The organism is Cesiribacter sp. SM1 (genome assembly GCF_020178975.1).
GTDB lineage: Bacteria > Bacteroidota > Bacteroidia > Cytophagales > Cyclobacteriaceae > Cesiribacter.
Genome location: NZ_JAHXBU010000089.1, coordinates 214,131 through 241,032, shown reverse-complemented (window position 1 = coordinate 241,032; position 26,902 = coordinate 214,131). Strand labels below are relative to the sequence as shown.

Annotated in this window: 22 protein-coding genes and 1 riboswitch; of the genes, 13 read left to right on the top strand and 9 right to left on the bottom strand. The window is 47.9% G+C overall.

From position 1 onward, the window contains the following. Window positions 1–132: 132 nt before the first annotated feature. A complete protein-coding gene (locus tag KWJ01_RS16135; RefSeq protein ID WP_224997792.1) occupies window positions 133–693 on the top strand; it encodes an NADPH-dependent FMN reductase in 561 nt (186 codons plus the stop codon). Window positions 694–943: 250 nt separating this feature from the next. On the opposite strand, the gene KWJ01_RS16130 is transcribed toward KWJ01_RS16135, so the two are convergent. Together KWJ01_RS16130 and KWJ01_RS16125 are read right to left on the bottom strand one after the other, a co-directional pair. Further along, window positions 944–2,470 carry an acetylxylan esterase gene (locus KWJ01_RS16130; protein WP_224997791.1) on the bottom strand — a complete coding sequence of 509 codons (1,527 nt, stop codon included), beginning with the start codon at window positions 2,468–2,470 and terminating at the stop codon, window positions 944–946. Between the two features lie 11 nt (window positions 2,471–2,481). Beyond that, window positions 2,482–4,434 carry a sialate O-acetylesterase gene (locus KWJ01_RS16125; RefSeq protein ID WP_224997789.1) on the bottom strand — a complete coding sequence of 651 codons (1,953 nt, stop codon included), beginning with the start codon at window positions 4,432–4,434 and terminating at the stop codon, window positions 2,482–2,484. 177 nt (window positions 4,435–4,611) lie between these two features. Here KWJ01_RS16125 and KWJ01_RS16120 point away from each other — a divergent pair, with 177 nt between their 5' ends. The 6 genes from KWJ01_RS16120 to KWJ01_RS16095 all read left to right on the top strand — a co-directional run bounded on the left by KWJ01_RS16120 (window position 4,612) and on the right by KWJ01_RS16095 (window position 10,920). Next, window positions 4,612–5,262 (top strand): HAD family phosphatase, encoded by a 651-nt coding sequence (locus tag KWJ01_RS16120; protein ID WP_224997788.1) that lies wholly within the window; start codon window positions 4,612–4,614, stop codon window positions 5,260–5,262. A 128-nt stretch (window positions 5,263–5,390) separates the two neighbouring features. Beyond that, on the top strand, window positions 5,391–6,218 hold the full coding sequence (locus tag KWJ01_RS16115) for a universal stress protein (protein WP_224997786.1): 828 nt from the start codon (window positions 5,391–5,393) through the stop codon (window positions 6,216–6,218). Between the two features lie 219 nt (window positions 6,219–6,437). Then, window positions 6,438–8,354: an acetate--CoA ligase gene (gene acs, locus KWJ01_RS16110; RefSeq protein ID WP_224997784.1), complete on the top strand. Its 1,917-nt coding sequence runs from the start codon at window positions 6,438–6,440 to the stop codon at window positions 8,352–8,354. A gap of 176 nt (window positions 8,355–8,530) precedes the next feature. Beyond that, window positions 8,531–9,133: a TetR/AcrR family transcriptional regulator gene (locus KWJ01_RS16105; protein ID WP_224997782.1), complete on the top strand. Its 603-nt coding sequence runs from the start codon at window positions 8,531–8,533 to the stop codon at window positions 9,131–9,133. Between the two features lie 91 nt (window positions 9,134–9,224). Continuing rightward, window positions 9,225–9,758, top strand: a complete 534-nt coding sequence (locus KWJ01_RS16100) for a YceI family protein (protein ID WP_224997779.1) — start codon at window positions 9,225–9,227, stop codon at window positions 9,756–9,758. A 130-nt stretch (window positions 9,759–9,888) separates the two neighbouring features. After that, window positions 9,889–10,920 carry an oxidoreductase gene (locus KWJ01_RS16095; protein WP_224997777.1) on the top strand — a complete coding sequence of 344 codons (1,032 nt, stop codon included), beginning with the start codon at window positions 9,889–9,891 and terminating at the stop codon, window positions 10,918–10,920. Window positions 10,921–10,944: 24 nt separating this feature from the next. Here KWJ01_RS16095 and KWJ01_RS16090 read toward each other — a convergent pair whose 3' ends face one another. After that, window positions 10,945–11,199 carry a hypothetical protein gene (locus tag KWJ01_RS16090; RefSeq protein ID WP_224997775.1) on the bottom strand — a complete coding sequence of 85 codons (255 nt, stop codon included), beginning with the start codon at window positions 11,197–11,199 and terminating at the stop codon, window positions 10,945–10,947. Window positions 11,200–11,289: 90 nt separating this feature from the next. Here KWJ01_RS16090 and KWJ01_RS16085 point away from each other — a divergent pair, with 90 nt between their 5' ends. After that, window positions 11,290–12,177 carry a LysR family transcriptional regulator gene (locus KWJ01_RS16085; RefSeq protein WP_224997774.1) on the top strand — a complete coding sequence of 296 codons (888 nt, stop codon included), beginning with the start codon at window positions 11,290–11,292 and terminating at the stop codon, window positions 12,175–12,177. 157 nt (window positions 12,178–12,334) lie between these two features. Here KWJ01_RS16085 and KWJ01_RS16080 read toward each other — a convergent pair whose 3' ends face one another. Next, window positions 12,335–13,660, bottom strand: a complete 1,326-nt coding sequence (locus KWJ01_RS16080) for an erythromycin esterase family protein (RefSeq protein WP_224997773.1) — start codon at window positions 13,658–13,660, stop codon at window positions 12,335–12,337. Window positions 13,661–14,068: 408 nt separating this feature from the next. On the opposite strand from KWJ01_RS16080, the gene KWJ01_RS16075 reads away from it, so the two are divergent. Beyond that, entirely contained in the window at window positions 14,069–16,417 is a 2,349-nt protein-coding gene (locus KWJ01_RS16075) for a TonB-dependent receptor (RefSeq protein WP_224997772.1), read from the top strand. A 102-nt stretch (window positions 16,418–16,519) separates the two neighbouring features. Continuing rightward, on the top strand, window positions 16,520–17,629 hold the full coding sequence (locus KWJ01_RS16070; protein ID WP_224997771.1) for a PepSY domain-containing protein: 1,110 nt from the start codon (window positions 16,520–16,522) through the stop codon (window positions 17,627–17,629). A gap of 176 nt (window positions 17,630–17,805) precedes the next feature. Here the strand turns inward: KWJ01_RS16070 and KWJ01_RS16065 are convergent, their stop codons facing one another. Then, entirely contained in the window at window positions 17,806–18,090 is a 285-nt protein-coding gene (locus tag KWJ01_RS16065; RefSeq protein ID WP_224997769.1) for a DUF4235 domain-containing protein, read from the bottom strand. A gap of 165 nt (window positions 18,091–18,255) precedes the next feature. Further along, window positions 18,256–18,675 (bottom strand): response regulator, encoded by a 420-nt coding sequence (locus tag KWJ01_RS16060; protein WP_224997766.1) that lies wholly within the window; start codon window positions 18,673–18,675, stop codon window positions 18,256–18,258. A gap of 445 nt (window positions 18,676–19,120) precedes the next feature. On the opposite strand from KWJ01_RS16060, the gene KWJ01_RS16055 reads away from it, so the two are divergent. Together KWJ01_RS16055 and KWJ01_RS16050 are read left to right on the top strand one after the other, a co-directional pair. Continuing rightward, complete coding sequence (locus KWJ01_RS16055) at window positions 19,121–21,655, top strand: PAS domain S-box protein (RefSeq protein ID WP_224997764.1); 2,535 nt, start codon at window positions 19,121–19,123, stop codon at window positions 21,653–21,655. A gap of 6 nt (window positions 21,656–21,661) precedes the next feature. After that, window positions 21,662–22,087 (top strand): response regulator, encoded by a 426-nt coding sequence (locus KWJ01_RS16050; RefSeq protein WP_224997761.1) that lies wholly within the window; start codon window positions 21,662–21,664, stop codon window positions 22,085–22,087. A gap of 49 nt (window positions 22,088–22,136) precedes the next feature. Here KWJ01_RS16050 and KWJ01_RS16045 read toward each other — a convergent pair whose 3' ends face one another. The 3 genes from KWJ01_RS16045 to KWJ01_RS16035 all read right to left on the bottom strand — a co-directional run bounded on the left by KWJ01_RS16045 (window position 22,137) and on the right by KWJ01_RS16035 (window position 25,020). Beyond that, a complete protein-coding gene (locus KWJ01_RS16045) occupies window positions 22,137–23,216 on the bottom strand; it encodes a DUF748 domain-containing protein (protein ID WP_224997758.1) in 1,080 nt (359 codons plus the stop codon). Between the two features lie 139 nt (window positions 23,217–23,355). Then, on the bottom strand, window positions 23,356–24,150 hold the full coding sequence (locus KWJ01_RS16040; protein ID WP_224997757.1) for a hypothetical protein: 795 nt from the start codon (window positions 24,148–24,150) through the stop codon (window positions 23,356–23,358). Between the two features lie 96 nt (window positions 24,151–24,246). Next, the gene (locus KWJ01_RS16035) at window positions 24,247–25,020 is read right to left on the bottom strand and encodes an SDR family NAD(P)-dependent oxidoreductase (RefSeq protein WP_224997755.1); all 774 of its coding nucleotides are present in this window, start codon (window positions 25,018–25,020) and stop codon (window positions 24,247–24,249) included. Between the two features lie 256 nt (window positions 25,021–25,276). Continuing rightward, window positions 25,277–25,346: riboswitch (Fluoride riboswitch) on the top strand. A gap of 37 nt (window positions 25,347–25,383) precedes the next feature. Between KWJ01_RS16035 and KWJ01_RS16030 the strand changes: the two genes are divergently transcribed. Next, the gene (locus KWJ01_RS16030; RefSeq protein WP_224997753.1) at window positions 25,384–26,703 is read left to right on the top strand and encodes a voltage-gated chloride channel family protein; all 1,320 of its coding nucleotides are present in this window, start codon (window positions 25,384–25,386) and stop codon (window positions 26,701–26,703) included. Window positions 26,704–26,902: the final 199 nt, after the last annotated feature.

Sequence of the window (26,902 nt, the reverse complement as noted above, 5' to 3'; positions counted from 1 at the left end):
AAGCCGGTCTTTCTGAACACAATGGAGGCAAGCAGGTTTTAACAAAGGCGGCTGCGCCCTGTAGGGTTGGGTATTTAGCTTTTAGCAGCGGCTTTCCGATTATTTTAAAGGCAGCTAAACTTATTTTGTGCTATGCATATTGCTATACTTTCAAGCAGTGTACGAACAGGAAGAAACAGCCACAGGCTGGGGCTTTATTTCAAAAAGTGGATAGAAGGTCAGCAGGCAGCAAGCTGCGACCTGATTGATCTGCAGGAATATGGATTTCCGATTTTTGAAGAAAGGCTACGGAATATGGAAAATCCTTCTGCCCGGATACTGGACTTTGCTGAAAGAATGCATCGTGCAGATGGCATTATCGTAATTGCTCCGGAATATAATGGCGGTTACCCTGCCAGTCTTAAAAATGTGATCGACCTTTTATCGGATGAGTGGAAGGGGAAGCCAACCGGAATTGTTACAGTATCTACAGGTCCCTATGGTGGTGCTCTGCTGTTGCCTTCCCTGCTGTTTTCTTTATGGAAAAAGGGAGTGTGGGTTGTTAACGCCAGGTATCATGTTTCTAAAGTACATGAGGCATTTGATGAAGGGGGCTTTCCCGCAGATGCAGAAACGGTAGACAAACGCACACAGGCATTCGTTGATCAGCTGCTGTGGAGTATGGAAGCCAGGAGCAGAATGCAGGAGGCTTGAGTTATTATCTGTTTGTTTTATCCAGCACCACAGCCTGGCGCACATAAAAAATCATCAGGCAAAGAAAAAAAGAAAGGAGCTGTCTGGAAACCAGCACAGCCCCTTGTTTAGTGTAGTAAATAAGCTTGTCTGATAGTGCCCTGCTACCTTACCTCACTGGTGGTGTTCAATTATTATATCTTAACACTACCGGAAGCAGAGGCTTGATTGGTTAGCCGTCTGCTGTTTCGCTTATTGTTTCTGAATCTGTTTACTTTCCCTGGATAAACTTATTCGCCCATGGAATAAAGTATTTGAAGTTTGGTGCATCGGTATGGCCGCCATCGTGCTGGCGCCAGGCGAGTTCACCTTCCAGCAGGCCTGTATTCACCGCAGGCATCTTTGCTGTCTTATAATCTTCGGTAATACCTAAATCTCTTGCTCCCAGCAATTGATATACCGGACCAGCTGCTACGGTAGCCATATAGCTGCCCTGCTGGTCTACCCACCTGGCATCGCCCTGCTCCGGTATGCCGTAACTGATAAAAACAGGACGCGGTGCACACAATGCGATCAGCTGGTGGGCGTCTACCGGAAGATCATTTGCATTTTTAGAACCAAAGGTGGCCTCAGAGGCACCATACTTAAGGTAGTTGCCTGCCATCCAGTGGTATTCGTAGCTGCTGGTTAAGTTCTCAACGGCTTCGCCGAAGTTTCTGCGGTGCAGTTTTGCGCCGCCCTGCCCGGAAGAGCCAACCAGGGCCATGGCAAAACGCTGATCAAAAGCCATTGTCACCAGCGCTGCTTTGCCAAAGCGGGATACGCCTTCAATGCCTACCCATTTAGCATCTACTGCCGGATCTGTTTCCAGGTAATCAAGTCCTCGTGAGGCTCCCCAGGCCCAGGCTCTTAAAGCACCCCAATCGTCGGGTTTGCGGGGCTGTCCCTTGTTAACCAGGCCTATGATGCCTTTGGTAAGGCCGGCACCGTTATCGGCCTGGATGCTGCCCGGTTCTATGAGGGCGTAGCCCCAGCCTGCCGCCAGGAGTTGATGTGTGGTAGGCGGATCGCCCGCCGGCCGTGGGCCAAAAGCAGGCACCTGTGAAGCAATGGGATTATAGGCCGGATATTGCTCAAATACCTCTTTAAGGGAAGGGTCCTGTTCGATCAGTAAGGCTTTAAAAGCCGCGTTTATTTTCTCCAGGCTTTCTTTAGGAGGTTGGGCCGGTGCTGGCAGTTCGCTGGGGCCAAACATCATCAGGAGGGGCACCGGTCCTTTGGCGTTGGCGGGGGTCACTACCGTCATGGCTATATTTACCTCCAGCAGGGGGTACTGCGAATTATCTACCCGGCCTACCAGCTTTTTGGCGTTTACCGGTATCCAGCCTACCCACTCTTTTTCAGAAATAAGGGTTTCCCAGCTTACTTTGGGTACCTCTTTAGGTATACGGCCATACACCTCCCGCTCAAAATCTTCTGCAATTTCGGGGCGCCGCTTGTTCCACCACTGCTCGGCCGTTGTTACCTTTTTACCATTCTTTAACGTCAGCAGCTCTGGCAGTTCCGGGTAGGGGTTCGCCAGGGCTTCGTTGTAATTAGCAGGGTTTGGGGCTTTTTCATCGCCGCTGGGCCCCGGCCGCAGCGCTTTAATGCCCAGTTGCTTCAGCATGTGCTGATGATCTTCCTGGGCACTGAAGTTTATGACCGGCTGGTATTTTACATTTGCGCCGCCGGAAGACTGCTGTGCCGAAGCAGTAGAAGCCACAAGGGCAAAGAACAGGTATATTGCTTTTTTCATGCGGAGGTGCTTTAAGGCTGTTGGCTTGTGCTGTTTGTTTGGAAAGGGGAAGCGGGCAATCCTTCCTTGTTGTATAAATTGGCGCCTTCCGGGTTATCGGCCCAGGCATAGCGAACGGCAACGGGATTTTTCACTTTATCGCTCCATACAATAACTTTATTTCCCCTGATGGTGGCATTCGCCCATACCCACTTATTATCGGCACCGGCAACTGCAAAGTATTTTAGCGCTCCTCCATTCTTTGCCACCAGGCCGCTGCCTGTCCCGGAGAAATTCAGCACTACTTTGCTACCTTCTACTTCCATCGACTGGTAGAGCGGTCCGCTATGTACCACTTTCTTATTGCCATAGGCTACTTTTTGCGCTGCCAGCGCCAGGCGCCTGCCTACATCCTGCTTGTTGAGCGGGTGGATGTCGTTCCACTCGCCCAGGTCTATGGCTACAGCCATGGCCGTGTTGGGTTCGCTAAGGGTCTGCAACTGGGCCTGGCGCAGATCGGCCCACTGGCTTTCGGTAGGCTGGCTGGTGGTTTCCATAAAATTTGCCAGCTGCACATACAGGAAGGGAAACTGACCCTGATCCCATTTTTGACGCCAGTCCCGGATAAGTGTTGAAAACAGGTCCCTGTATTCTGCTGCCTCATCGGCATTTGATTCGCCCTGGTACCAGATCACTCCTTTAATAGGGTAGTGTATCAGCGGGGCAATCATGCCATTGTATAAGCCAAGGGGCTTCCAGCGGATAAAGGTGGCGCCGGGAAGGGGCTCCATGCTGGCACCAAGCTGGTACTTCCATTCACCCTTCAGATCAAGGGTATCGGCTCCTGTAGCAAGCAGGTAGGGCTTGTCTGCTACAAAACCACCCCTGCCCGAGTTGCTGATCACCCGCACCACCAGTGTATTTTTTCCCGCTTTCAGCACATTGGCAGGAACCTCATACCTTCTGGGAGGGTACTGGTAACCAGTAGTGCCCACAAAGGTGCCATTCAGAAATACCGAATCGGCGTCTACAATTCTGCCCAGCAGAAGTCTGGCAGGCTTTCCTGCCATGGAGGCCGGCACCTCAATGTCTTTCCTGAACCACACCACGCCGTTTACCGGCCCCAGCTTTTCGTCGGCCCAGTAGCCGGGTATGCTCATGCGGGACCACTGCGAATCATCAACATTAGGGGAGTGCCAGGGAGCTGCAGGGTTTTCATATCCTTTGTCCTGTTTCTGCAAACTTGCATACCAGGTATTGCTGATGTTTTGGTCCTTCTCCTCTATTTGCCTGATTAACTCCCCATCTTTGAAGCGTTGCGCTTCTGCGTAATGGACAGGGAATTTTTTCAAGGCTTCCTCACTGATCCAGGCTTCTACCGGCGAACCGCCTAAGCTGGCATTGATCAGGCCAATGGGTATTCCGTATTTATCGTATAATTCTTTAGCAAAGAAATAGCCAACAGCAGAGAACTTAAGCACATGCTCAGGCGTGGCCTTTAGCCAGTTACCGCCTGCCAGATCATCCTGGGGCTGGTTAAAATCGTAACGGTCGGGCACATCAAAGTAACGGATGCTGGGGTTTTTGGCCGCGGCAATTTCCTGCTGGTATATGGGTGAGGCCCGCTGCATGGTGAGCTCCATGTTCGATTGTCCCGAGGCAATCCAGACATCGCCTACTAAGATGTCTTTGATCGTTATTTTATTGCTGGCTTCCACTGTGATTTCGTAAGGACCCCCTGCCTGCATGGGGGGGAGTGTTACGCTCCACCTGCCCGAGTCACTGGCGCTGGTGTTATACTGCTTTCCCCTGAAGCTAAGGCTTACCTTTTCTCCGGGAGCAGCCCAGCCCCAGATATTTACATCAGTATCTCTCTGCAATACCAGGCCATCGCTAACCAGGCGCGGAAGTCTTACCTGGCTGTAGAGGTTAAAAGATAAGAGAAGGGCAGCAAGTAGAAAGCTATATTTCACAGCTCTTTTCATGTTTTATAGTATTTGCACGTATGCTAAAGATAAGCAATCCGGAGGTATGAAGAGCAGGGATCGGGCGTACTTTCTCGTGCTGTACCTATTTTGTGACTGCGATAAGCGTCTTACCTTTCTACAGCACTGGTAATGAAATATTCGTTATAGTTTAGAATCTGGAAATTAATCTCTAACATGACTTTCAAAGAAACTAAATCAGCAGCGGTTGGTGCTGCTGCACTGCAGGAACTAAGTAAAGAATCCCAGGGAGCTTACGAAGCTTTTCTATACGACTGCGATGGTACACTGGCCGATAATATGCAGGCGCATAAAGATACTTATGTAAATGTAGCCGCCCGTGGTGGTATAAACATAGATCCTTCCATTATTGATGAATTTGCCGGCTTGCCTATACCGCAAGTGGTGCAGGAAATAAACAAGCGTTACGGCAGTAGCTTCGATCCGCTTGCATTTGAGCGCGACAAATCAGAATTGTTCTACACAGAATACATTCAGCAGACTAAGCCAATCCAGTTTGTTGTGGATCACCTTATTGCGCATGCTGAAACAAAAAGAATAGGGGTGGTTTCCGGCGGCTCCCGTAAAATGGTACAAAAGACCCTGGAAGTATTGGGCCTTGCCTCCCTGGTGGAAGTGCTGGTATGTGCCGGCGATACACAAAAGGGTAAGCCCTATCCGGATCCATTTCTGCTGGCAGCGCAACAGCTTGGCGTTAGCCCCCACAAGTGTCTGGTTTTTGAGGATGGCGAAGCTGGTACCAAAGCTGCAGAACGGGCAGGGATGAACTGGATCAGGATCGACTACATAACTGGCAAAGATCAATAGTCCGTACTTACTGCCAGGCTCCGGTTTTTTAGCCTGCAGCAGCTTTAGAAATGAAAAGTGCTGACAAATATCATATCCTGATAAAGGATTTATGGGGAACTTAAGGAGGTACAAAAAGCAGTACCACCATGAAAACCCTGATTGTTGCCACTGATTTTTCACCAGAAGCAGAAGGTGCACTGGAATACGCCTGTGCAGCGGCACAGGCACTGCAGGCAAAAGTTGTCATTTTTAATTCATTCAGCCTTCCGGCTTCTACAACAAATACACTGTTGCCAGCAGGCAGTATCCAAAAGCTGATTGACCACAATAATGAGTTGCTAAGAGAGCGGGCCGGCAGTCTCTCAAAAAGCTATGGCATTGAAGTGGCGTGTGTCTGTAGCCTGATGCGGGAGGTTGGTGAGGAGCTCGATAAGTTGTTCGAAAGTCATCATGCTGATTTGATTGTCATGGGCATGGCGTCCAGCTCCCTGGCGCAGGATCTTTTTGGCAATACAACCACTTCTGCCATCATGAAGCTCAGGTTTCCGGTTTTGGCCATTCCACCCGGTGCCAGCTATAAGGGCATAAAAAGAATTTTATTTGCCTGTGATGTATTACGTGGAGTGCAAAAAAATATCCTGGAGAAGATAAAGAGCCTTGCCTCTTCTCTGGGGGCAGATGTGGAGGTGTTTCATGTTCAGGATAAAGTGAGTAAGCTACAGGAGCAGGCTAACATCCAGTATGGCATACAGCGTATTGATGAACAGCTGGAAGGGGTAAGGCATCATTATAAACATGTAGCATCAGCGGCGGTAGTAAAAGAGATAGAAAAAGAGATCAAACAGATGAATGCCGATCTGTTGATCATGGTCCCACACAAATATGGCTTTTGGGAATCACTCATCCACCGGAGTAAAACCTGCCTGATGGCCTCCCACAGTGAGGTGCCGCTGCTCTCTATACCTTTAAAATAATTGATAAACTGCTGCAGCATTTGCTAAACAGGCAGCCTGTACTGCAGGCAGCCTGTAGAGGCATTTTACTTTTTTGCAGTTGTGATACCAGTCATCAGCTCCGGAAAAACCCTGAGCAGAATCAACTTCTGCTGTTCCATTATCACATTATGAAAAAACCATCTTATATTGAGATTGAACGACCCTAACGCTGATGCATTTTTTTTACGATAAATAGTTATGAGCAATTACCACATCAAAAGTTTAGAAGAGTATTTTAAAATTTATCGCAAATCGATCAGAGAGCCAGAATTATTTTGGGAAGAAGTGGCAGAGGAGCACTTCGCCTGGAGAAAGCGCTGGAACAAAGTGCTGGAGTGGGATTTTAGCAAACCTGAAATCAAATGGTTTGAGGGTGCAAAACTGAACATCACCGAAAACTGTATTGACAGGCACCTGCTTGGAAAAGGTGAGAAAACAGCCATTTTGTTTGAGCCGAATGATCCCAAGGAAGAAGCACAGCACATTACATACAACAGTCTGCACAAACGTGTAAACCAGTTTGCAAACGTTCTAAAGGAAAATGGTGTCAAAAAAGGCGACCGGGTATGTATTTACCTGCCCATGATACCCGAGCTGGCCATATCAATTCTTGCCTGTGCCAGAATTGGTGCCATACATTCGGTGGTGTTTGCGGGCTTCTCTGCCACAGCCCTGGCTACCAGAATCAACGACTGCGATTGTAAAATGGTGATCACCTCCGATGGCTCTTACCGTGGAGCCAAAACAATTGATCTTAAAGGCATTGTGGATGAAGCCCTGAAAGAGTGCGAAGGAGTGGAGACGGTGCTGGTTGCAAAAAGGATCAATTCCAGTATCAACATGAAAGAAGGGCGGGATAAATGGCTGCAGCCTCTCCTGGATAAGGCCTCTACAGCCTGTGAGCCTGAAATTATGGATGCGGAAGATCCTTTGTTTATTTTATATACCTCGGGCTCTACCGGCAAGCCAAAAGGCATGGTACACAGCACGGCCGGGTACATGGTATATACCGCCTATACCTTCAAAAATGTTTTCCAGTACCGCGATGGCGATATATACTGGTGTACGGCTGATATTGGCTGGATTACCGGGCATAGCTACATTGTATATGGCCCCCTTGCCAATGGTGCTACCACGGTGATGTTTGAGGGGGTTCCCAATTATCCTGATTTTAGCAGGTTCTGGGAAATTGTAGAAAAGCACAAGGTCACCCAGTTCTATACCGCACCAACGGCTATCCGTTCCCTTGCCAAAGAAAGCCTCTCTTATCTTGAAAAACACGACCTTTCTTCCCTAAAGGTGCTGGGGTCTGTTGGTGAACCAATCAACGAGGAGGCCTGGCACTGGTACAACGATAATGTCGGGAAAAACCAGAGCCCGATTGTAGATACCTGGTGGCAAACGGAAACGGGTGGTATCATGATCTCTCCGATTCCGTATGTTACTCCAACCATACCTACCTTTGCCACCATGCCTATGCCTGGTGTACAGCCTGCTTTAATGAACGAAAACGGTGAAGAACTCCAGGGCAACCTGGTGGAGGGCAGGTTGTGCATTAAGTTTCCCTGGCCCGGCATTGCCAGAACCATCTGGGGAAATCATCAGCGCTATAAGGAAACCTACTTCTCGGCTTATGATAACAAGTATTTTACCGGCGATGGCGCCAGGAGAGATGCTGTAGGCTATTACCGGATCACCGGCAGGGTAGATGATGTGATCATTGTTTCTGGACATAACCTGGGCACAGCCCCTATAGAAGATGCTATTAACGAACATCCGGCTGTGGCTGAATCTGCCATTGTAGGCTGCCCGCACGATATCAAGGGGAATGCCCTCTATGGCTTTGTTACGCTGAAAGAAACAGGAGAATCCAGGATGCAGGTTAACCTGCGCAAGGAGATCAACCAGATTATTACAGAACATATAGGCCCTATTGCCAAACTGGATACCATACAGTTTACCCCGGGACTGCCAAAAACACGCTCCGGCAAGATCATGAGAAGAATTCTAAGGAAAATAGCCTGTGGAGATACCTCAAACCTGGGCGATATTTCTACCCTCCAGGACCCGGAAGTGGTACAGCAAATCATTGAAGGCAGGGCGGCACTTGAATAGTGCCCGCCCTTAACCTTTTCTTTTAAAGCAGCCGGAAAAAGAGCCTGTAATCATCTATAGCATCCACTGAAGGAATAAATTATTATTCTGCAGACTAAATCTGTACAGGTATTTTTGCCTGTTTCAAAAAGCTGCTGTATCTTTGCTAACACTGTTAGAAAAAGTAACAGGGCTAAATGGGAATAGCAGAAAGAAAAAAAAGGCAAAGAGAAGAAATGCGCACCGCCATCCTGGAAGCTGCCTGGCAGCTGGTGATTCAGGATGGATGGCAGGCGCTTTCTATCCGTAAAATTGCAGAAGTTATTGAATATAGTGTTCCTGTGATTTACGACCACTTTGCCAATAAGGAAGCTATCCTGCTGGAGCTCACAAGGCAGGGCTTTCAGAAATTAAATAGTGAGCTGGTAAAAGCCATAAGCCAGTCTGCCAGCCCGGAGCAGCAGATAGAAGCCATGGCCTACGCTTACTGGCGGTTTGCCTTCGAAAACACGGCCTACTACCAGGTGATGTATGGTTTGGGAATACCCTCCTGCGAAACCGTGAACCAGATCAGCGAATTGAGCACTTTCAGCGAGCTGGTGCTGCAGCCGGTTAAGCAATTAATTGCAGCCGGTAAAAATCCGGCCACAGATCCATTTCTGAAGCTACATACCTTTTGGTCGATGCTGCACGGACTTATCTCTATCAACATCATGAGTGTGAATGAAAGTAAAGAAGAGCTCAACCTGATGGTTTTAAAAGATTTTATTGCCGGCTTTATATCAGGAATCAAGTCGTAGTATATTTTTTTACCCTTTACCTAACACTGTTAGGAAATATAACAATAGTAGATATATCCATTTATTCAATAGATTTAATAGTAAAAACAAGATGGAAACAACTAAATGGGTTTTAGACCCCACCCACAGCGAACTAGGTTTCAAAATCAAGCACCTGATGATTTCTAATGTAACAGGCAGCTTTACCAAGTTCGATGCAATAGCTGAAACGGAGGGTGATGATTTCTCAAAAGCCAAAGTGGTATCTAACATAGAGGTAGCCTCCATTAACACCAACAATTCGCAAAGAGATGAGCATTTGCGTAATGCCGACTTCTTTGAGGTTGAAACCCACCCCAACATGCACTTCGAGTCTACCAGGGTGGAAAAGGTAGATGATGATACCTACAACCTCTTTGGTAATCTGACCATCAAAGGCACAACCAAGCCAGTTAAAGTTACGGCTGAGTACAGCGGCATTGTAAGGGATCCTTATGGCAACACCAAAGCCGGCTTTTCGCTAAGTGGTAAAATTAACCGCAAAGACTGGGGCATTAACTACAATGCAGCCCTGGAAACAGGTGGCGTAATGCTGGGAGAAGAGCTGAAGATACAGGGTGAAGTGCAGCTGGTAAAGCAGGCATAAACTTTCCTCACGTATATTTGAAAAGGGCTGTTCTGATATTCAGGACGGCCCTTTTTTATTTATACTTGGCAGATGGATTCCTGCCATACGCTGCTCGTAACTGTTCCGGAAAATTTGTAAACTGCCGCTTATGAGAGAATTCCTGTTTTTTCTTTTCCTGTTTGTTCACTTTAACAGCTCGCCCCTGTTTGCCCAGCATTTTAACTGGACCAGGCAAAACAGCAACAGCACGGCCAGCCTGCGGGGCCTGGCAGTGGTGAACGATACTGTAGTTTGGGCCAGTGGCAGTGGCGGCACTATTTTGCGTACTTTAAATGGAGGTATGCAGTGGGAGAAACTCCCTGCACCTTCCGATAGTCTTGATTTTCGCTCACTTTGGGTTTTTAATGCCCAGGAAGCACTTATTGCCTCCGCAGGCCAGCCAGCCCGGATCTACCGCACCGGCGATGGAGGCCGGCATTGGCAGCTGGTGTACGCAGATACAACCGGGAAAGCTTTTTTTGATGCCATCTCTTTTTGGGATCCTCTCAGAGGCCTGGCGCTTAGCGATCCTATAGAGGGAAAAATTTTGTTGCTCCAAACACAGGATGGTGGCTGGAACTGGAGCCCCATAGCGCTGCCTGCAGCCGAAAAAGAAGAAGCATTTTTTGCTGCCAGCAATGCCAGCATTGCCATGGCCGCTCCGGAAAAAGTGTGGATTGGTACCGGAGGCGGTGCCATACGGGTACTGCACAGCCCCGATGGTGGCGAGCGCTGGCAAATTCAGGCCATACCCCTTCAGCGCAAGTCGGCGGCCTCGGGGCTTTATGCGCTTTCCTTTGCAACAGAGCAGCAGGGTGTGGCAGTTGGCGGTGCCTACGACCAGCCAGAAGAGGGTAGCCAGGCGGCTGTTTACACACGTAATGGGGGCAAACGCTGGCACTTACCTCAAACGGCTCCCAGGGGCTACCGCTCCGGGCTGGCGCATCTGCCCGGTACCAGCACTTATATTAGTGTGGGCACCAGGGGTACTGATGTTAGCCGGGATGGGGGTAAAAACTGGTCGGCCTTGAACGATGAAAACCTAAACAGCATTCGTTTTTCCCCGGCCGGCCGGCGTGCCTGGGCTGTAGGGGCGCAGGGCGCTGTTTTTGTTATTGACGTTACTGCTGAAAAAGATTAGGGAAAGCTCCAGCTCCTTAGCCGCTTAAAAATTCATGTACGCCTTAAGGAGGGCTACGGCTGTCATCAGCAGCCAGATGGAATTTAACACCCAGCTGGCGTGGGCTTTTTTGAATACGGCGTATATGATCAGGAAAGAGCAGCCAACGATATTCATCAATAAGTATTCTATTGACTGGCTGCCAATAATGTTAAGGCTGTTTAAGCTAAATGCAGATAGGGAAAATACTGCACCAGTCCAACCGATGACTTCTTCTTTGTATTTTCGCAATGTTAGCATTGGTATAAATTTTAGACAAAGAAAGTTGGTGGGCATCATCTTAAAAATGCCAATTTTGAATTGACTAATGCATAAACCAACTTAGTGGATGTGGAGCTGCAACAAATAAAATATTTCCTTACCCTGGCCCAGGAGCTGCATTTCTGGAATACAGCCGAGAAAATGTTTATAACACAGTCGGCGCTGAGCAGGCAGATCAAAGCCCTGGAAGATGAGCTTGAGGTAAAACTTTTTGAGCGCAATAAGCGAAATGTAAAGCTTACAGAAGCAGGCATTTTTTTAAGAAATCAGTGGCTGCCGATGCTGGATGAGATAGACCGCATTCACAGGCAGGCAAAGAAAATTCATGAGGGTGCCTCCGGCTCTATTAAAATAGGCTATCCCGGCTCTGTTGCCTATGGCTTTCTGCCAGAACTTATTGCGGGCATTGCCCGGTCTTTGCCAGAGCTTAAGGTAGAACTGGTAGAGCCAATCGACATAAGCTTTGAGCAGCTGTTGCTGAACTACCAGATGGATATTGCCTTCAGGAGAGATCCTGCTGAAAACCCGGCACTTCAGTCTGTTTACCTGTATTCAGAACATTTTTCGCTGATAGTCCCGAATAATCATCCTCTTACAGAACAAAATTTCCAGGGGCTTCAGGATGTAAAAGATGAAAAGTTTATTCTTTCAGCCCTGCACCAAAAAACCTTTTATGTAACCAGTCTTCGGCAGATCTTCAATGATTATGATATTGAACCGAACGTTTACATTGAATCTGATTTTGGAGCCATGATCCTGGGCCTGGTAGCAAAAGGGCTGGGGGTTTCTATTCTGCCAAACTCATACTGCTACAGTGCACAGCCTGGTGTGCGGTTTATAAACCTGCCGTATAAAGCAAACCTGTATGTAACCTGGCGAAAAGATGATGTAAGCCCTGTACTTAGAAATGTATTGAAGCAGGTGCAGCATTTAGCAGAGAAATTCAGGAACTGTTAAAGCCGGAGATTTAACAGTTGTCTTCAAGTCTGCACTTTGGGCAAGACGGGAAAGGCAGGTCTTATGCCATGATTACATCAGGGGTTAATCATGCTGTTTTCTATGCAGCCTTTAATTCTACTCCTTTTCTTTCGGCATATAGGAGCGTTGATAAAATTCAATAGCCCCATGGATAGAGATCGGGCGGTTCATTTTGCAGGGGTACACTTATGGGATGTAATGCCCGGCTCTTGTCAATAAACAGGAAAGCATCATAGCGTTTGGGGATAACAGAGGGCACATAGTTGCCGTATGCTTCCAGGTTTGGATGGTAAACAACACCAACTGCCCTGTGCCCCAGCGGCTGCTGCAGGTATTGCTGGTTCTGAATATCGCGAGACAGGATAATTTTGTTTTCGTCGCTTAGCTGATGCAACATATTCTCCCAGCTACCCTCGGGTGCTGGCGGCAGCTGCATTTCTTCTACCGCCCCTCCCCATTGCCGGGCAGCAATAACCGATCCCTCGTAGGAGCCGAAGCCTACAATAAACACATCCTCACCAAATTCCTCCCGTACCAGCTGGCCAACATTTACCATGCCGCTTTGGGCCATATCTGTATAGCGGGCGTCGCCTACATGGGTGTTATGTTCCCAGACTATGGCTTTGGAGTCCGGACCATGAAATGCCAGTAGTCGCCTGAGGGTTTCGGTCATGTGTCGGTCGCGAATGTTCCAGGATTCCTGCTCACTGCTTACCATGGCACGGTAGTAGCGCTCGCCGTTCAGGGCAACCAGGGCATTTTGTTCCATTACAAACAGGGCTTCGCTTTTTTCTGCGGCCTCCCTGCTAAGCTTTTGTACTCTTCTCCAGAGCTGGCTTGTGGTGTGGCGGCAGTTTGCAGAGGCATTTGCCACTGCCCTGGCATACTCCTGTGCATCTGCACTATAGGGCTGGAAGCATTTATCTACCCTCCTTGCTGCTCTTTGGGCTTGTTTGGCTGAGTCGGGGAGGTAGGGCATCAGCTCTTCCATCGCTTCCCACAGGCAATATACATCCAGTCCGTAAAAACCTGCTTTTTCCTGTTGGGGTTGCTGCTGGTTATAGCGATTAAGCCAGCCTACCAGTGCGGCCACTTCGTGGTTGCCCCACATCCAGCTGGGCCAGCGGTTGTAGTGCTGCAGTAGTTCCACAACAGCGGCGCTATCCTGCGGAGGGCCTTTTATAAACTGGTTCACCCGGTAGGAGTCGGCCCATTCTCCTTCAACGGCTATAAAATCGAAGCCTTTTTCCTGTAGCAGGCGTTTGGTGATGGCGGCGCGCCAGGTGTAGTATTCAGAGGTGCCATGGGAGGCTTCTCCCAGTAAAACAATACGGGCATCGCCTATTTCCTGCAGTAGCACGTCCAGGTCGGCCTCTGTCCGGAGGGGGTGGTTCGGAATTGCAATAAAAACTTCTTCTGATGCTGCCTGCCCTTCAGGGATTTGCTGGCTTTGTGCAGTCAAGGGGCTGTTGCAGGTACTCAGGAGTGCTGCAACAGCAATCATTAATATACAAACTCTGGTATTCTCTCTCATACTGCCCTCCTGTTGTCTGCCGAGCTGCTGCCAGCTATTTGTTTGCTTTTCTAACCAGGCACAGGCAGAAAGGTTAAGCAAACTGCTGTGGTGTATGCTCACCATTTTCTGCGCAAACAGGTGTGATTAGCAGGCCTGCAGCAAAGCGCAACATATAGCCTGGTTATTTTTTCAGGATGGGGGCGCATTATGGTTAACATACGTTTGCTCTTAGCTGTAGCGGCTGTTTATTAAGTTTTGGTAAAATCCCTGAAAAAGTTCCCCTGCTGCTTGAAAAAAAAGGATGTTTATTTACATTTGCTCACTATTTAGAATTAGTCTAGATTAATTTAATGTATGGGCAAATTTTTTACTCTCTTTGCGCTCCTGCTGCTGACGCAATTTGCCGCAGCGCAATCCGCAGTTACGATAGCTGGAAAAGTTAACATCGCCAGCAATGAGCCTTTGGTAGGTGTAAGCGTGCGTATAAAAGGTACTTCTGAAGGTGTAGTTACCGATGTAGACGGCCGCTTTTCTTTACAAACCCAAAGACCACTGCCAGTAACACTTGTGCTCTCAATGGTTGGCTACAAAACTGAGGAGGTTAAGGTAACAGCGCCTGTAAGCGCACTCTCTGTTACCCTTTCTGAGGCTGTAGAAGAGTTGTCAGCCCTGGTGGTATCTGCCAGCCGCACGCCTGAAACCCTGGATGAAACACCTTCTTCCGTTACCATTCTTCCACAGAAGGCGCTGCAGGAATCTATGATTGTTACCACCAACCTGATTGACATTTTAAGCAACCAGGTGCCCGGACTGGCGCCAAGTACCAGCACCAGCAGTAACTGGGGCCAAACACTCCGGGGCAGGCCCATGCTTATTATGATTGACGGTGTGCCGCAATCCACACCCCTTCGGAATGGTTCGATGGATATGCGCGCACTGGATCCTGCCGTAATAGAGCGCGTGGAAGTGCTCAAAGGCGCCACTGCCGTATGGGGCAATGGTGCTGCCGGCGGTATTATCAATTACATTACCCGAACACCTAAAAAAGACGACCCTTTTTCTTCTGTAACTGAGCTGGGCACCACAGGCTCGCTATCTTCTATTGATAACAGTTTAGGCGCCAGGATAAGCCAGATGGTATATGGAAAACTGGATAAGTTCGATTATGTGGTAAGTGGTATCTACGAGCAGACCGGCGAATGGAAAGATGCAGAAGGTGATGTGCTGCCACCCACTTATGGGTTGGGTGAAACAGATTCTTACAATGCTTTCCTAAAGTTTGGATATAACTGGATGCCCGGACAACGGGCGCAGCTTAGCTATAACTACTACAGCAGTGAACAAAAAACCAACTATGTTTCTGAGTTCGGTAATTATGATGAGAAACGTAAAACTGCTGCAGTATTGGGCGACATCCTGGGGGTGCCCCAGGGTGTAAGGGCAAATCATAACCTGAACCTTCGGTTCGAAGGGGAGGGGCTTCCCGGGCAAACCAGCTATGATGTGGATGCTTATTACCAGTCGGTAGACAATGTGTTTTTCTGGTCTAATGATTTTGTAAACGGAGGTCAGTCGCGTATCCTTTCACAAAAGAAGGGGCTTCGCTTTGCCTTCAATACGCCACTGCTAAGCTCAGCGGTGTTTGCCAGCGATATTACCTATGGACTCGACCTGCTCAATGATGTTACTTCGCAGCCGCTGGTAGATGGCCGTATCTGGGTGCCGGAGATGAACATGAACAGCCTGGCACCATTCACCCAGCTAAAGTTCAGCCTCTGGAAAGACCTGGTGTTTAAAGGTGGCTTTAGAATGGAGAAAGTAAACATTGGCGTAGAAGACTATGCCACCATGGAAATGGTGAACCACCAGACCGGCGGCACTACCGAAAGCTTTAGTGTAAAGGGTGGCAGTCTTAGCTACAATGCCTACCTTTTCAATGCTGGTGTTCGCTATAATAAGTTTGACCTGTTTACGCCCTATGCCAGTTTTTCGCAGGGCTTTAGTGTAGCCGATCTTGGCCTGATGCTGCGCTCTGCAAGGGTGAACAGTATTGCGGCCATCAATACAGAAGCAATTATCATTAACAACTACGAGGGAGGATTTGTAAGCAAGTGGAAGAACCTCCGCCTGGAAGGCGTGGGTTACCTAAGCACCTCGGAGCTGGGCACCAGTGGCCGTTTTGTGAATGGGGTGTATGAAGTGATGCGCAGCCCGGAAAAGGTCTGGGGTTTTGAGGGCATTGCCGATTACCGCATCCTGGATAATCTTAGCATTGGCACTTCTTATTCCTGGACAGAAGGCAAGCTGGATGTGAATGATAACGGATCAGTATCAGATGCGGAGGATGTGTACCTGGGCGGCGAGCGGATTTCTGCGCCAAAGCTCACGGGCTATGTGAGCTGTTCGCTGCTTCAGGAAAGGCTCTCCTTGCAGTTGCAATATACAGGCATCCGCAACCGTAGCCGCTTTGAGCAGAACGAAAGAGGCTCATACGATCCCTACAAGGCACCTGTAGAAGCCTATAACCTCGTGAACCTAGCGGCCAGCTACCGGGTAAATGAAAGTACCAGCCTGCGAGTGGGTATAGAAAATCTTTTTAATGAAGATTACTTCCCGGCCCGTTCGCAGTGGTTTACGCAACCTTCCTTATATACCAAAGGCAAGGGTGCGGCATTCAACCTGTCTGTGAACATAAGCCTGTAATGCGGTTGGGCAGGGCGTAAACTGCTCTGCCCCGGCTTAACTGCTGCTAACGGCACAGGTATATAGTAGCTGTGAGATAGATTTTAAAGCAGAAAATAAAGCATGAACAAAGGGGCACTCTTGTTTCGGTGGCATCATTGGCTGGGGCTTGTATCAGGAGTTCTGCTGCTGGTGGTTAGCCTGAGCGGCGCTGCCCTGGTTTTTCATAAGGAAATAGACAGGGCTACTTTTCCTGCCCGGGCCGTTTTTGATCAGGCAGCAGATAGTCTTCAGTATGATCAGGCCCTGGCGGCGGTATTAAGCCGTTACCCTTACCACCGGCTGCGCCTGTATCTTCAGCCGGAGCCCTACCGCCAGGCCCTGGTGTTTGAGGCACGGGGAGAAGAAAGCCAGCGCCTGCTCTATGTGCATCCACAGTCGGGGGAGGTTTTGCTGGATATTGATCGCTTCAGCACCCCAAGCCGCTGGCTGCTAAAACTACACTATACGCTCTTTGCGGGCCTTGCCGGTAATTTTCTGCTGGCCCTTTTAGGCCTGAGTATGATCGCTTCTCTGCTTACGGGGCTCTGGGTGTACCGCAGGCGTCTGTTGCCGGTGCTCCTGTTCAGGGAAAGGCTAAGCCTGAAGAGCAAGCGCACTTTTTACTCGGGCACCCACCGCTATATAGGTGTCTGGTCGCTGCTGCTGAACCTGCTGTTAGCCGTTACAGGTATCTGGATACAATTTGTTGTAATTAGCGCCAATATGGGTAAACCCAGCCCTGTGGCAGCACCAAAGCCTAACCCAGTTGTATCGCTGCAGCAGCTAATGCAGGAGGTAGAGGAACATAAAACAGTTTTTACACCCGCCTTTATTATTTTACCTGCAGACAGCCTTTCACCACTACTGGTGTACGGAAAAAGCAAACACACAAACCCCTTATTACCAGCCTATGCCGATCAGCTGAAGCTGGGTATTGAAGATTACAATGCTGCTGAATTGGTGCTAAGCCATGAGCAGCCCCTGGGAAAGCGGTTATATGCCTGGGTAATTGCCCTGCATTTTGGTGGTTTTGGAGGCATGCCAGTTAAGCTGCTGTACTGCCTGTTTGGTCTGGCACCCGCCTGGCTAAGCATCAGTGGGTGGTTCCTTTACCTGAAAAGAAGCAAGAGAAAAAAAGTAACCTTCGCAAGGCCATCCATAAAAGAACCAGAGCACTTTACAAGTATATAGATGGTAGTGGCGCTCATTGACCTGGCTTAGCGGAGACTTAAGCCGCCTTTGAAAACAAAAGCGGACTAATCTTAAATTGTAAGAGTAGTCCGCTTCATGATTTAATCATTTGCTGATCATATTCTAATCAGTCAAATTCAAAAGAGATGACGGGTGCGTCCATTGTATAGCAACACCTATTCATCATCTGGTTTTGGTCCCATGTATTTTTGCCATGATTCATCCAGGATAATTTTCATCAGTACCTTAGAGAGGCCAACGCCAAGACCTACGGCCGCTCCCCAGATAAAAGCATCTTTCCAGATAACATCAGGGTCGGTTGGGTTTTCCGGCGGATTGCTTTTCTCAAAACTTTGCCAGCCCATCTTCAATAAAGAACGAGTGCCTACTGCTACGCCAATGGTAGTTAATTTGTCAAGAATTTTGTATTGCGTATCTCTGGATATGCCTAATGCGCTCATTGTGAAAAATTTATAAATAAAAAAATTGAGTTCCTGCTTATGAATACGAATGGGTGCCTGAAGGGTTTAGCACAAATTAGCAGGTATCCAGAGATAATCCGGATTAACATATACATCAGGCCCGGCCAGAAAAATAATAATGCCGGGCTTTATGTTTAAAAGTGCTTATGGTTTATCTATAAGCGCTGGTACAATTTTCTCCACATCTTCCCTGCGCAGTGGTTTAATCAGGTACCCCTGCAGTTTGTCGCCCAGTGAAACCGCTTTTGCTCTGTCTGCCGGGCTTATGGATGAGGTAAGCATAACCACAAAAATCCTGCTCCGGTCAATTTCCAGAGACTCCATGTCTTCGAGAATCGCGAAACCATCCATCCCCGGCATGTTAATATCCAGAAAGATCAGATCGTAGCCATCTTCTTCCGGAATGCTTTGTTTATGGTAGTTATCGAGAATAAACTTAAAGGCCTGCCAGGCGTCAGTTAAAGAAACAACCTCCCGGGCTACCGACATTCTGTCCAGCAACAGCTTGTTCAGGTAGCAGGTAACATCATCATCATCAATCAGTAGTATCTTCCTTAACTTCATTAACGCAAAATACCAATATATTTTTTATATGTCATAGGTACACCGGCAGATACTTCTGACCGGCGCATGTATGAAACTCCTTCATGTCTTAAAGGCAGTACTGTTTGTTCTGTTTGCCAGCTTAAATGTTACATGCCTTACTGCTGCTTATAACTCCAGTTGGTGAATTCCTGGTATATTATAAAGGGTGTAAATTATTTACTGTTAGTGAATTACAGGGCGTGAGATGCTGCTTTGTTGTGTGGAGCATTGTGATAGATCGTATTTTTATTACATGGCTGATGGTGTTGCGTCTTGCCTGAAATGCCCGGTAGAATCTGCAAAAAAGCTTTCTGTTTGCTATTTTACTTAACTTCTGCTTTTTTACGACATCTGGTACCTTTATCCATGGGTGTGTATTAAATTTGTATGTTGGAATCGAAGAGCTTAAGATTAAATCAACTCCATGGAAGTCAGCAGGGATGTTAGTGTTTGGGAGAAGATTATAAAGAATTCTCTTGATATTATTTGTGCACTTGATCAGAACGGGTGCTACACTAAAGTTAATGAAGCTTGTAAAAATATTTTAGGGTACAGCCAGGAGGAGATGATAGGCCAAAGCCTGCGCTGCTTTATACATCCTGATGACCTGGACCGTACCCTTCTGGTTGCAAATGATGTGATCAAAGGCCAAAAGATCAACAATTTCGAGAACCGGTATATTCATAAGGCCGGTCATGAAGTGTACATGATGTGGTCTGGGGCATGGTTGAAAGAGGATGGTGTAGTGATTTGCGTTGGCCGTGATATTACCGAACAAAAAAAGGCACGGCAGAAAAATGAGCTGCACCAGGCTATTGTGGAGCATGGGGTAGATATGCTGGCTATGCTGGATCAGGAGCTGAATTATTTACACAGCGAAGGCTCCATTCACAGGCAAATGGGATATACCAATGAACAGCTTATTGGTACAAATGCCCTAAACTACATTCATCCGGATGATATTTCGCTGGCAACCGATCTCTTGTCAAAGATCCTGACTTCCAGCAGTTATATCAAAGTGCCCGATTATCGCTTCAAAAATGCAAAGGGAGAGTGGCGGTGGATTGAAACCACCATAAGTAACCAGCTGAATAACCCCGAGGTAAGGGCGCTGGTAGCCAACTCCCGTGATGTTACAGAAAGAATAGAAACCAGGTTAAAGCTACGGGAAAGTGAGCAAAGGTTTAAGTCACTTTTTGAGAATCACCTGGACATCGTGCTGTTTCAGGACAGAGAGGGGATAATTATTGATGCAAATGCTACCACGCTTTCTTTTTTTGGTGTTGAAAAAGAGGAAATCCTCAACCATCCATTTTCATACTTTCTTACCCCCGAGGTAATACCAATTTGTGATAAAGCCCTTCGGGATGCGCTCAATGGAGAGTGGGTAAGGTATGAGGCAACAATTCCCTTTGAAGGCAAGGGAACTTACACCTTCGACATTGCAAAAATTCCGGTGGTTGTGAACGGCAGCGCCATTGGTGTCTACAGCATTCTAAGAGATGTTACCGAAATTCACCAGTACAATAAAACCATCAGGCGGCAGGCCGAAAAGCTCAACAACATTATGGAAAGCATTACAGATGCTTTCTTTACCCTGGATAAGAACTGGATCTTTACGTATGTAAACAGCGAATTTGACAGGATTTTACATACTAACAGGGAGCAGCTAATCGGTAAAAGTATCTGGGATATCTTTCCGGAAGAGTTAAATGGTGAATTTCACAGGCACTATAGCGAAGCTCTTGAAACAGGAAAATCTGCTCATTTCGAAGCTTATTTAAAGCACCTCGATGTCTGGCTGCAGGTAAAAGCTTTTCCTTCTGAAGAAGGCCTGTCGGTTTACTTTGATGATGTTACTGAAAAAGTAAAGTCAAGGCTTGAACTGGAGAGACTCTCGCTGGTGGCTAGTAAAATAACCAATGGTGTAGTTATTACTGATGCAGACGGGTTGATAGAATGGGTTAATGAGGGTTTTGTAGCTCTTACAGGCTACACACTGCCTGAAGTGGCAGGAAAAGCCCCGGTTTCTTTCCTTACAGGAGAAGAAACAGATAAAATTGTTCTTGAGCGGTTCATAGAAAAACGGATGCAGAGTAAGCCATTTCATGAAGAAATGCTGAACTATAAAAAGTCTGGAGAAAAGATATGGCTACTGCTGGAGGTAACGCCGGTATTAAATGAGGCTGGTAAAGTAAGCAGGTTTATCACCATTCAGTCTGATATCAGCTACAGGAAAGAAGTTGAGGAAAGCCAGCTGCAGTTAACAAAAGATCTTTTCAACCAAAACCGCGATCTGCAACAGTTTACCTATATTGTATCCCACAACCTTAGGTCGCCTGTTGCCAATGCAATGGGGCTGGTTGATATACTATCGATGATCAGTAAGGATTCGGCTGAATTCAACACTTCTCTTAATTTTCTGCGAAAGAGTGTTAATCAGCTTGATACAGTTTTAAGGGACCTGAACATGATCCTTTCCATCAGGGATAAAAGAGATACCATAGACAGGGAGAGCATTCCGCTGGCGCTTGTGTGCCAGCAGGCAATATCTGATTTAAGTGAGCCGCTGCATGCATGTGGAGCAGAAGTGAAGATGGGTATAGATGAAAGTATAAATGTACAGGGCGATAAGGCCTATATTTACAGCATATTTCATAATCTCCTGTCGAATGCCATTAAATACAGAGCCTCCGGCCGCAGCTTAGTAGTTAACATTGAGTGCATGAGCAATACAGGCACAGGCACTACTATTTCTCTGTCTGATAACGGCTCGGGCTTTGATACGGAGTCGGCAGGAGATAAGGTATTTAAGCTTTACAAAAGGTTTCATGCTAATTCCGATGGCAGAGGCATTGGCCTTTTCCTGGTTAAAACGCACTTAGATGCGATGGGCGGTCATATTGAAGTAACAAGTGAGGTGAACGTAGGAACAAGGTTCTTAATCTATTTTAAATAAAGAGCGATGAAAGTGTTTGTTGTTGATGATGAGGAGGTAAGTCTTTTTATTACAAAAAGGTTGGTTGTTTTTGGGGGCTTGGCTGCGGAAAAAGATGTTCATACTTTTCTTTCTGCTGCGGATGCATTAAGTACCCTCACCGGGTGCAGTGATGAAGCTTTGCCGGGGCTGGTGCTGCTGGATTTAAGCATGCCTGTTATGGATGGATGGCATTTTCTGGATGTGCTTGCCACTTTGAGGCCTGCAATAAGGGAAAAATGCAGAATTTATATCCTTACATCCTCTCTTGCCTCATCCGATCAGCACAGAGCAGCCCACAATTCAATGTTGTCCGGGCTTATCCATAAACCAATCAGCCTGGAGTCCATCAGCATGTTAATAGCTGCTGGTGGTGCAGGTGTGGACGCAGTGGAGAGAGAGGATCTGGTTTGAAGATTTTTACAGAAGAGCAACCAGCTTCTGATCAACAGGGATTGGGCCTTTAGTCTTTCTTAGTGCTACCCCCGGAAGATGCAGCTGCACCCTCCAGTCCTTTATTGAAGGCTTCTATAAAAGCGTGTCGCAGTACATTCACCACGGTGGTAGAGATATCCGTATCGGGCTGGTTTACATTGCCCGATATGGGGATGCGGGTAGCTACCTGGTCTCTGGGCTGATTTTCAACAGCTTCTACAAACAGACCCGCAATGGCCTCCCAGGCTGCCCTTAAAAATCCATCTTCTTTTTTATCCTCTTTCCAGTTAAGTACCTTAACCTCTTCAAAAAATGGCTTCATATAGCCCTCAATATGACCATTCATCAGTTTTAACTCGCTGTACATATCCAGGCGGCCCCTTTCCACATCAAATTTAGCGTAGGCTTCTATAAAATCATTAATGCTGGTCAGGTCTATGCCTGTCAGCTTCAGGTTCAGATCAAAATCGGGCAGTTCTTTCAGTACGTTAATACGCATATCACCTGTTAGTTTGCCCCCGCCAATTGAGGTGCCTGTTATATGAACAGAAGACGGCAGTGCATTGCCCTGCTCTTCTACGTTGGCCAAGTTATGTGCCAGCAAATGCATACGATCAATGTGGAGGGTAACATCGGGAGAGGTGGTGTAATCCAGGTAAGCAAGCCTGCCTTCCCTGATTTCCAGCCGGTTAATCGTCATGGGCATCAGGCTTTTAACTACCTCTGTCCAGTGCTCCCGCTCCGACTGATCCAGTGCCTCCTGGCTGGCAGGAGCCGTTTTGATGTAAAGCTCCGGCCGCAGCAGGTTTACGTCGCCTACAAGCCTCCCTTTCAAGAGCGAACGCCATTCTACAGACAGGTCAATTTCATGGATTTGCAAAAAAGGAGTTTTTGATTTGCTCTCTTCCTCCTCCAGCAGCAGTCCCTCTATCTTATAAGCACCCCGGTACAGCGAAAGGTCTATATCCTCAACATGGCCGTTATAGCCGGGCAGGTCGTTTAGCGTTTTGTTTACATAGCGCTCTACAATAAAAGGCAGCGCTATTCTGATGATGATCAGCAATACCACAACAGCAGCAGCTAATGTATATCTTTTATGTTTTACCATAGCGATAATGCAATTATTGAATTACCTCATTGGCATACGCAAACCGTAATTTTCAGTTTGCGAACATTAGAAAATTAATAGCTGTAAGATTTTGAATATGAGAAGCTTTTAAGGGATAGACTGGAGGTGTCAGGCAGTACTACCATTCTCCTCTCTTTGCTTTGGCAAGAGGGGAGGTATCCATATTTTTTATTCCATGATAGCCTGCATATAAAAAAAGTACAGCTGCAGCCAGCAGGGCAGTTATTGCAACGGCATCATGGTTGTTCCATTGTTTATACGCAATTGCCACCAGGCCCCAAACACCTACCAGAGCTGCTTCACGCATGTTTCTCGACCAGGTCAGGAACAGGTAAATAAGGCTTGCTAACACCAGTACCAGAATGGCCCAGAGTTCCGGAGCCATAAGATTGGCTAGTACCCCAAGACTTTCAAGATAAACAGAAATATTAATAACTGTAGCCAGAACAATCCACCCTAGATAAATGCACACAGGCCACCACACAAAAATGATAATGCGCAGCGGGGCATCCCAGGTTTCCAGCTCCAGGCGTATCACCAGCCGGGTTAGGGAGAAAAGCAGAAAGAGTATGATGAGTACAGACAGACCCAGGTTTTCAGTAAGCCAGGCAAATACCCACAGCGCATTGGCAAGATTGGCCATAAAAAACCAGATGCCCGCTTTAAGAAGCGATTCTCTGTTCCTGCCCTTAAACCAGGCATACCACTGGTAGGCGGTAAAAGCAACTAGCATGAGATAAATTAACCCCCAGATAGAAAAGGCATAGCCTGCAGCCGTAAGCAGGGTAGGGTACTCATCGCTTACATCACCTATAGATTTGCTGGAAATAGCCCCGGTACCTGCGGTATAGTTTACAGCAAGGGTGATCAGCAGGCTTAAGGTGTTTGCCAGTAAAAGTATAAGGGCTTTCATAAGGGTAAACTTTTCTATAACCCTAACCCCTCGGGGGTACACAAGTTTTATTCATTGCCTGCAGCTGCTTTAATTAGCAGGATCTGCTGGAGAAAATCAGAAAGCGTAATTGGTTACCCCGCCATCAATAAACAGGTTTTGGCCCGTAATGTAGCCTGCGCCATCGGAGCAGAACATCACCACCGGGGCAATAAGCTCATAGAGCTGTCCCAGCCTGCGCATGGGGGTTCTGCGCTCCAGCAGGCTGCGGAAATCGTCATTATCAAGTGCCTGTGCATTTAATGAAGTTTTAAAAAACCAGGGGCTGATGGCATTAACAGTAACGCCCTTTGTAGCCCATTCGTTGGCCAGCTGGCGGGTTAACTGCACAACGCCTGCCTTGCTGGGCCCATAGGGGGTGCCGGAGGCAAGGCTTAGCCTGGAGGCAACAGACGCTACGTTTACGATGCGCCCCCACTGGCGCTCCACCATATGCCTGCCTACTGCTTTTGAAACAAGAAAAACTGATTTGAAATTAACGTTCATCACCCTGTCCCAGTCGTCTTCTGAAAGATTCAGGGCAGTTTCGCGAACGCTGGAACCGGCATTGTTAATCAGGATGTCGATATGCCCGAACTGTTGAAGCGCCCTGTTTACAGCCTCCTCAACTGAGCTGCTGCTGGTAACATCGCAGACAACACCCAGCGTACTGCTGCCGGTGGCTTCAGCAATTTCCAGCGCAGCTTTTTCTACTTCTGCTCCGGTTCTTGCAGCCAGTACCACACTGGCTCCGGCATGTGCCAGGCCTTCAGCCAGTGCTCTTCCTATGCCTCTTCCGGCACCGGTTACCAGGGCAACCTTTCCACTCAAATCAAAACTAGCTTTGTACATTCCGCGTCGATCGATTAATATGTATGTTGAAATGCTAACAGCTGTGGAGGGCAATGGTTTTTAACTGCTGTGTGAAAACAGCAGCAGTTAAAAACAGTACAGCTACTGCCTGCGACAGGCAGTCCCTGCTTAGGGCAGCATTGGCCTACTGAGGGGAGCTCGGCCGGGCTCAATAGCAGGGCCGTGTAGTGATCTGCAGCGGATGCAGGAGCGGTAGGGTTCATTTTTATATTCAGGCCAAATTATTATTTTAGTGGCACAAATAGGCAATGGTGTCTGCCTTAAACCGCCTGTAGTATTGTCAGGATGATGGCGCCTGCTCATCGATCGTGCCCTGCATGATCCTACTGACAAGCTATGCTCATGAAAAAATTGAGGTACTACTTTCGTACAATAGAGCAGCTCCCTGCCCTGTTGTTTACTTTAAAATGGCTGCTGATTGCCTGCCTGGTAGGCGTGGCGGCAGGTTCTGCTTCTGCTTTCTTCCTGATATCGCTGCACTGGGTTACCAATTACAGGGAAGAAAACCTGTGGATCATTTCAATGTTGCCGCTTGGTGGGCTGATGATAGGCCTGTCGTACCACTACCTGGGGCAGAATGTGGTGAAGGGGAACAACCAGATCATTGATGAGATCCTCATTCCGCAAAACATCATCAGCATGCGCATGACGCCACTGGTACTGTTTGGCACGCTGGTTACCCATTTGTTTGGAGGCTCGGCAGGCCGCGAGGGAACGGCTGTACAGATGGGCAGTTCCATTGCAGATCAGTTTACAAAGCTGTTTGGCTTTCGCTCCCGTGATAGAAAAATCCTGCTTATTATGGGGATCAGTGCCGGCTTTGCCTCTGTTTTTGGCACCCCGCTGGCGGGTGCTGTATTTGCCATGGAGGTGCTGGTGCTGGGCCGCATCCGATATGATGCCATTCTGCCCAGCTTTTTAGCCGCCCTGCTGGCCGATTATGTATGCCAGGTGCTGTGGGGCGTGGGCCATACCCATTACCAGATTCCGCTGGTGCCTGCCATGACGCCACAAAACCTGTTGTGGGCTGTTCTGGCTGGTGTTTTGTTTGGGCTGGCCGGTATGCTCTTTGCCAAAGCAATTCATTTCTGGGGTTCCTTTTTTAAGCGTACCATCGCCTGGGCACCCCTGAGGCCCTTTGCCGGGGGGGCTGTTATAGCCCTGTCGGTGTACCTGCTGGGTACTACAAAATACATTGGCTTAGGCGTACCCACCATTGTAGATGCTTTTCAGGAAGTACTGCCCCTTTACGATTTTGCTGTAAAGATCCTTTACACCTCTTTTACCCTGGGAGCGGGTTTTAAGGGAGGGGAAGTAACTCCCTTGTTTTTTACTGGTGCTACCCTGGGCAATGCCTTATCTTCTTTTATTCCCCTGCCCCTGGCCTTATTGGCAGGCATGGGCTTTGTGGGCGTTTTTTCAGGTGCCACCAATACACCACTGGCCTGTACTTTTATGGGCATAGAGCTGTTTGGCATCGAGCCAGGCTTATTTGTTGCGGTTGCCTGTGTTACCGCCTACCTGTTCTCGGGCCATTCCGGCATCTATGGATCGCAGCTGCTTGGTACACCAAAGCACCTGCTCTTTGGTCTGGAGAAAGGAAAAACCCTGTTTGAGATCGGTCAGCTCAGAAAGAAAAGCAGGCGCTTTAAAAAGGAATGAGAACTCTGCAGTTGCGTTTTTAACTGACGCCACGCTTCTTTATTTAGCTGTGGGCCTGGTGCAGCTGTCACATGCTGTTCGGCCTGGGTAGGGCAGATTTTGTAAAAGCCATCATCATCTATTGATCGTTCTGGATTTGTTTCCGTAAACTAGGCTAAACACAGCACGGGCCAGGCACTATGGCCGGGTAATAGTCTGT

What these genes read in the sequence shown, in the direction of transcription:
- KWJ01_RS16135 (WP_224997792.1), top strand. Translation starts at nt 133, where the DNA reads ATGCATATTGCTATACTTTCAAGCAGTGTACGAACAGGAAGAAACAGC.
- KWJ01_RS16130 (WP_224997791.1), bottom strand. Translation starts at nt 2,470, where the DNA reads ATGAAAAAAGCAATATACCTGTTCTTTGCCCTTGTGGCTTCTACTGCT.
- KWJ01_RS16125 (WP_224997789.1), bottom strand. Translation starts at nt 4,434, where the DNA reads ATGAAAAGAGCTGTGAAATATAGCTTTCTACTTGCTGCCCTTCTCTTA.
- KWJ01_RS16120 (WP_224997788.1), top strand. Translation starts at nt 4,612, where the DNA reads ATGACTTTCAAAGAAACTAAATCAGCAGCGGTTGGTGCTGCTGCACTG.
- KWJ01_RS16115 (WP_224997786.1), top strand. Translation starts at nt 5,391, where the DNA reads ATGAAAACCCTGATTGTTGCCACTGATTTTTCACCAGAAGCAGAAGGT.
- acs (WP_224997784.1), top strand. Translation starts at nt 6,438, where the DNA reads ATGAGCAATTACCACATCAAAAGTTTAGAAGAGTATTTTAAAATTTAT.
- KWJ01_RS16105 (WP_224997782.1), top strand. Translation starts at nt 8,531, where the DNA reads ATGGGAATAGCAGAAAGAAAAAAAAGGCAAAGAGAAGAAATGCGCACC.
- KWJ01_RS16100 (WP_224997779.1), top strand. Translation starts at nt 9,225, where the DNA reads ATGGAAACAACTAAATGGGTTTTAGACCCCACCCACAGCGAACTAGGT.
- KWJ01_RS16095 (WP_224997777.1), top strand. Translation starts at nt 9,889, where the DNA reads ATGAGAGAATTCCTGTTTTTTCTTTTCCTGTTTGTTCACTTTAACAGC.
- KWJ01_RS16090 (WP_224997775.1), bottom strand. Translation starts at nt 11,199, where the DNA reads ATGCTAACATTGCGAAAATACAAAGAAGAAGTCATCGGTTGGACTGGT.
- KWJ01_RS16075 (WP_224997772.1), top strand. Translation starts at nt 14,069, where the DNA reads ATGGGCAAATTTTTTACTCTCTTTGCGCTCCTGCTGCTGACGCAATTT.
- KWJ01_RS16070 (WP_224997771.1), top strand. Translation starts at nt 16,520, where the DNA reads ATGAACAAAGGGGCACTCTTGTTTCGGTGGCATCATTGGCTGGGGCTT.
- KWJ01_RS16065 (WP_224997769.1), bottom strand. Translation starts at nt 18,090, where the DNA reads ATGAGCGCATTAGGCATATCCAGAGATACGCAATACAAAATTCTTGAC.
- KWJ01_RS16060 (WP_224997766.1), bottom strand. Translation starts at nt 18,675, where the DNA reads ATGAAGTTAAGGAAGATACTACTGATTGATGATGATGATGTTACCTGC.
- KWJ01_RS16055 (WP_224997764.1), top strand. Translation starts at nt 19,121, where the DNA reads ATGGAAGTCAGCAGGGATGTTAGTGTTTGGGAGAAGATTATAAAGAAT.
- KWJ01_RS16050 (WP_224997761.1), top strand. Translation starts at nt 21,662, where the DNA reads ATGAAAGTGTTTGTTGTTGATGATGAGGAGGTAAGTCTTTTTATTACA.
- KWJ01_RS16045 (WP_224997758.1), bottom strand. Translation starts at nt 23,216, where the DNA reads ATGGTAAAACATAAAAGATATACATTAGCTGCTGCTGTTGTGGTATTG.
- KWJ01_RS16040 (WP_224997757.1), bottom strand. Translation starts at nt 24,150, where the DNA reads ATGAAAGCCCTTATACTTTTACTGGCAAACACCTTAAGCCTGCTGATC.
- KWJ01_RS16035 (WP_224997755.1), bottom strand. Translation starts at nt 25,020, where the DNA reads ATGTACAAAGCTAGTTTTGATTTGAGTGGAAAGGTTGCCCTGGTAACC.
- KWJ01_RS16030 (WP_224997753.1), top strand. Translation starts at nt 25,384, where the DNA reads ATGAAAAAATTGAGGTACTACTTTCGTACAATAGAGCAGCTCCCTGCC.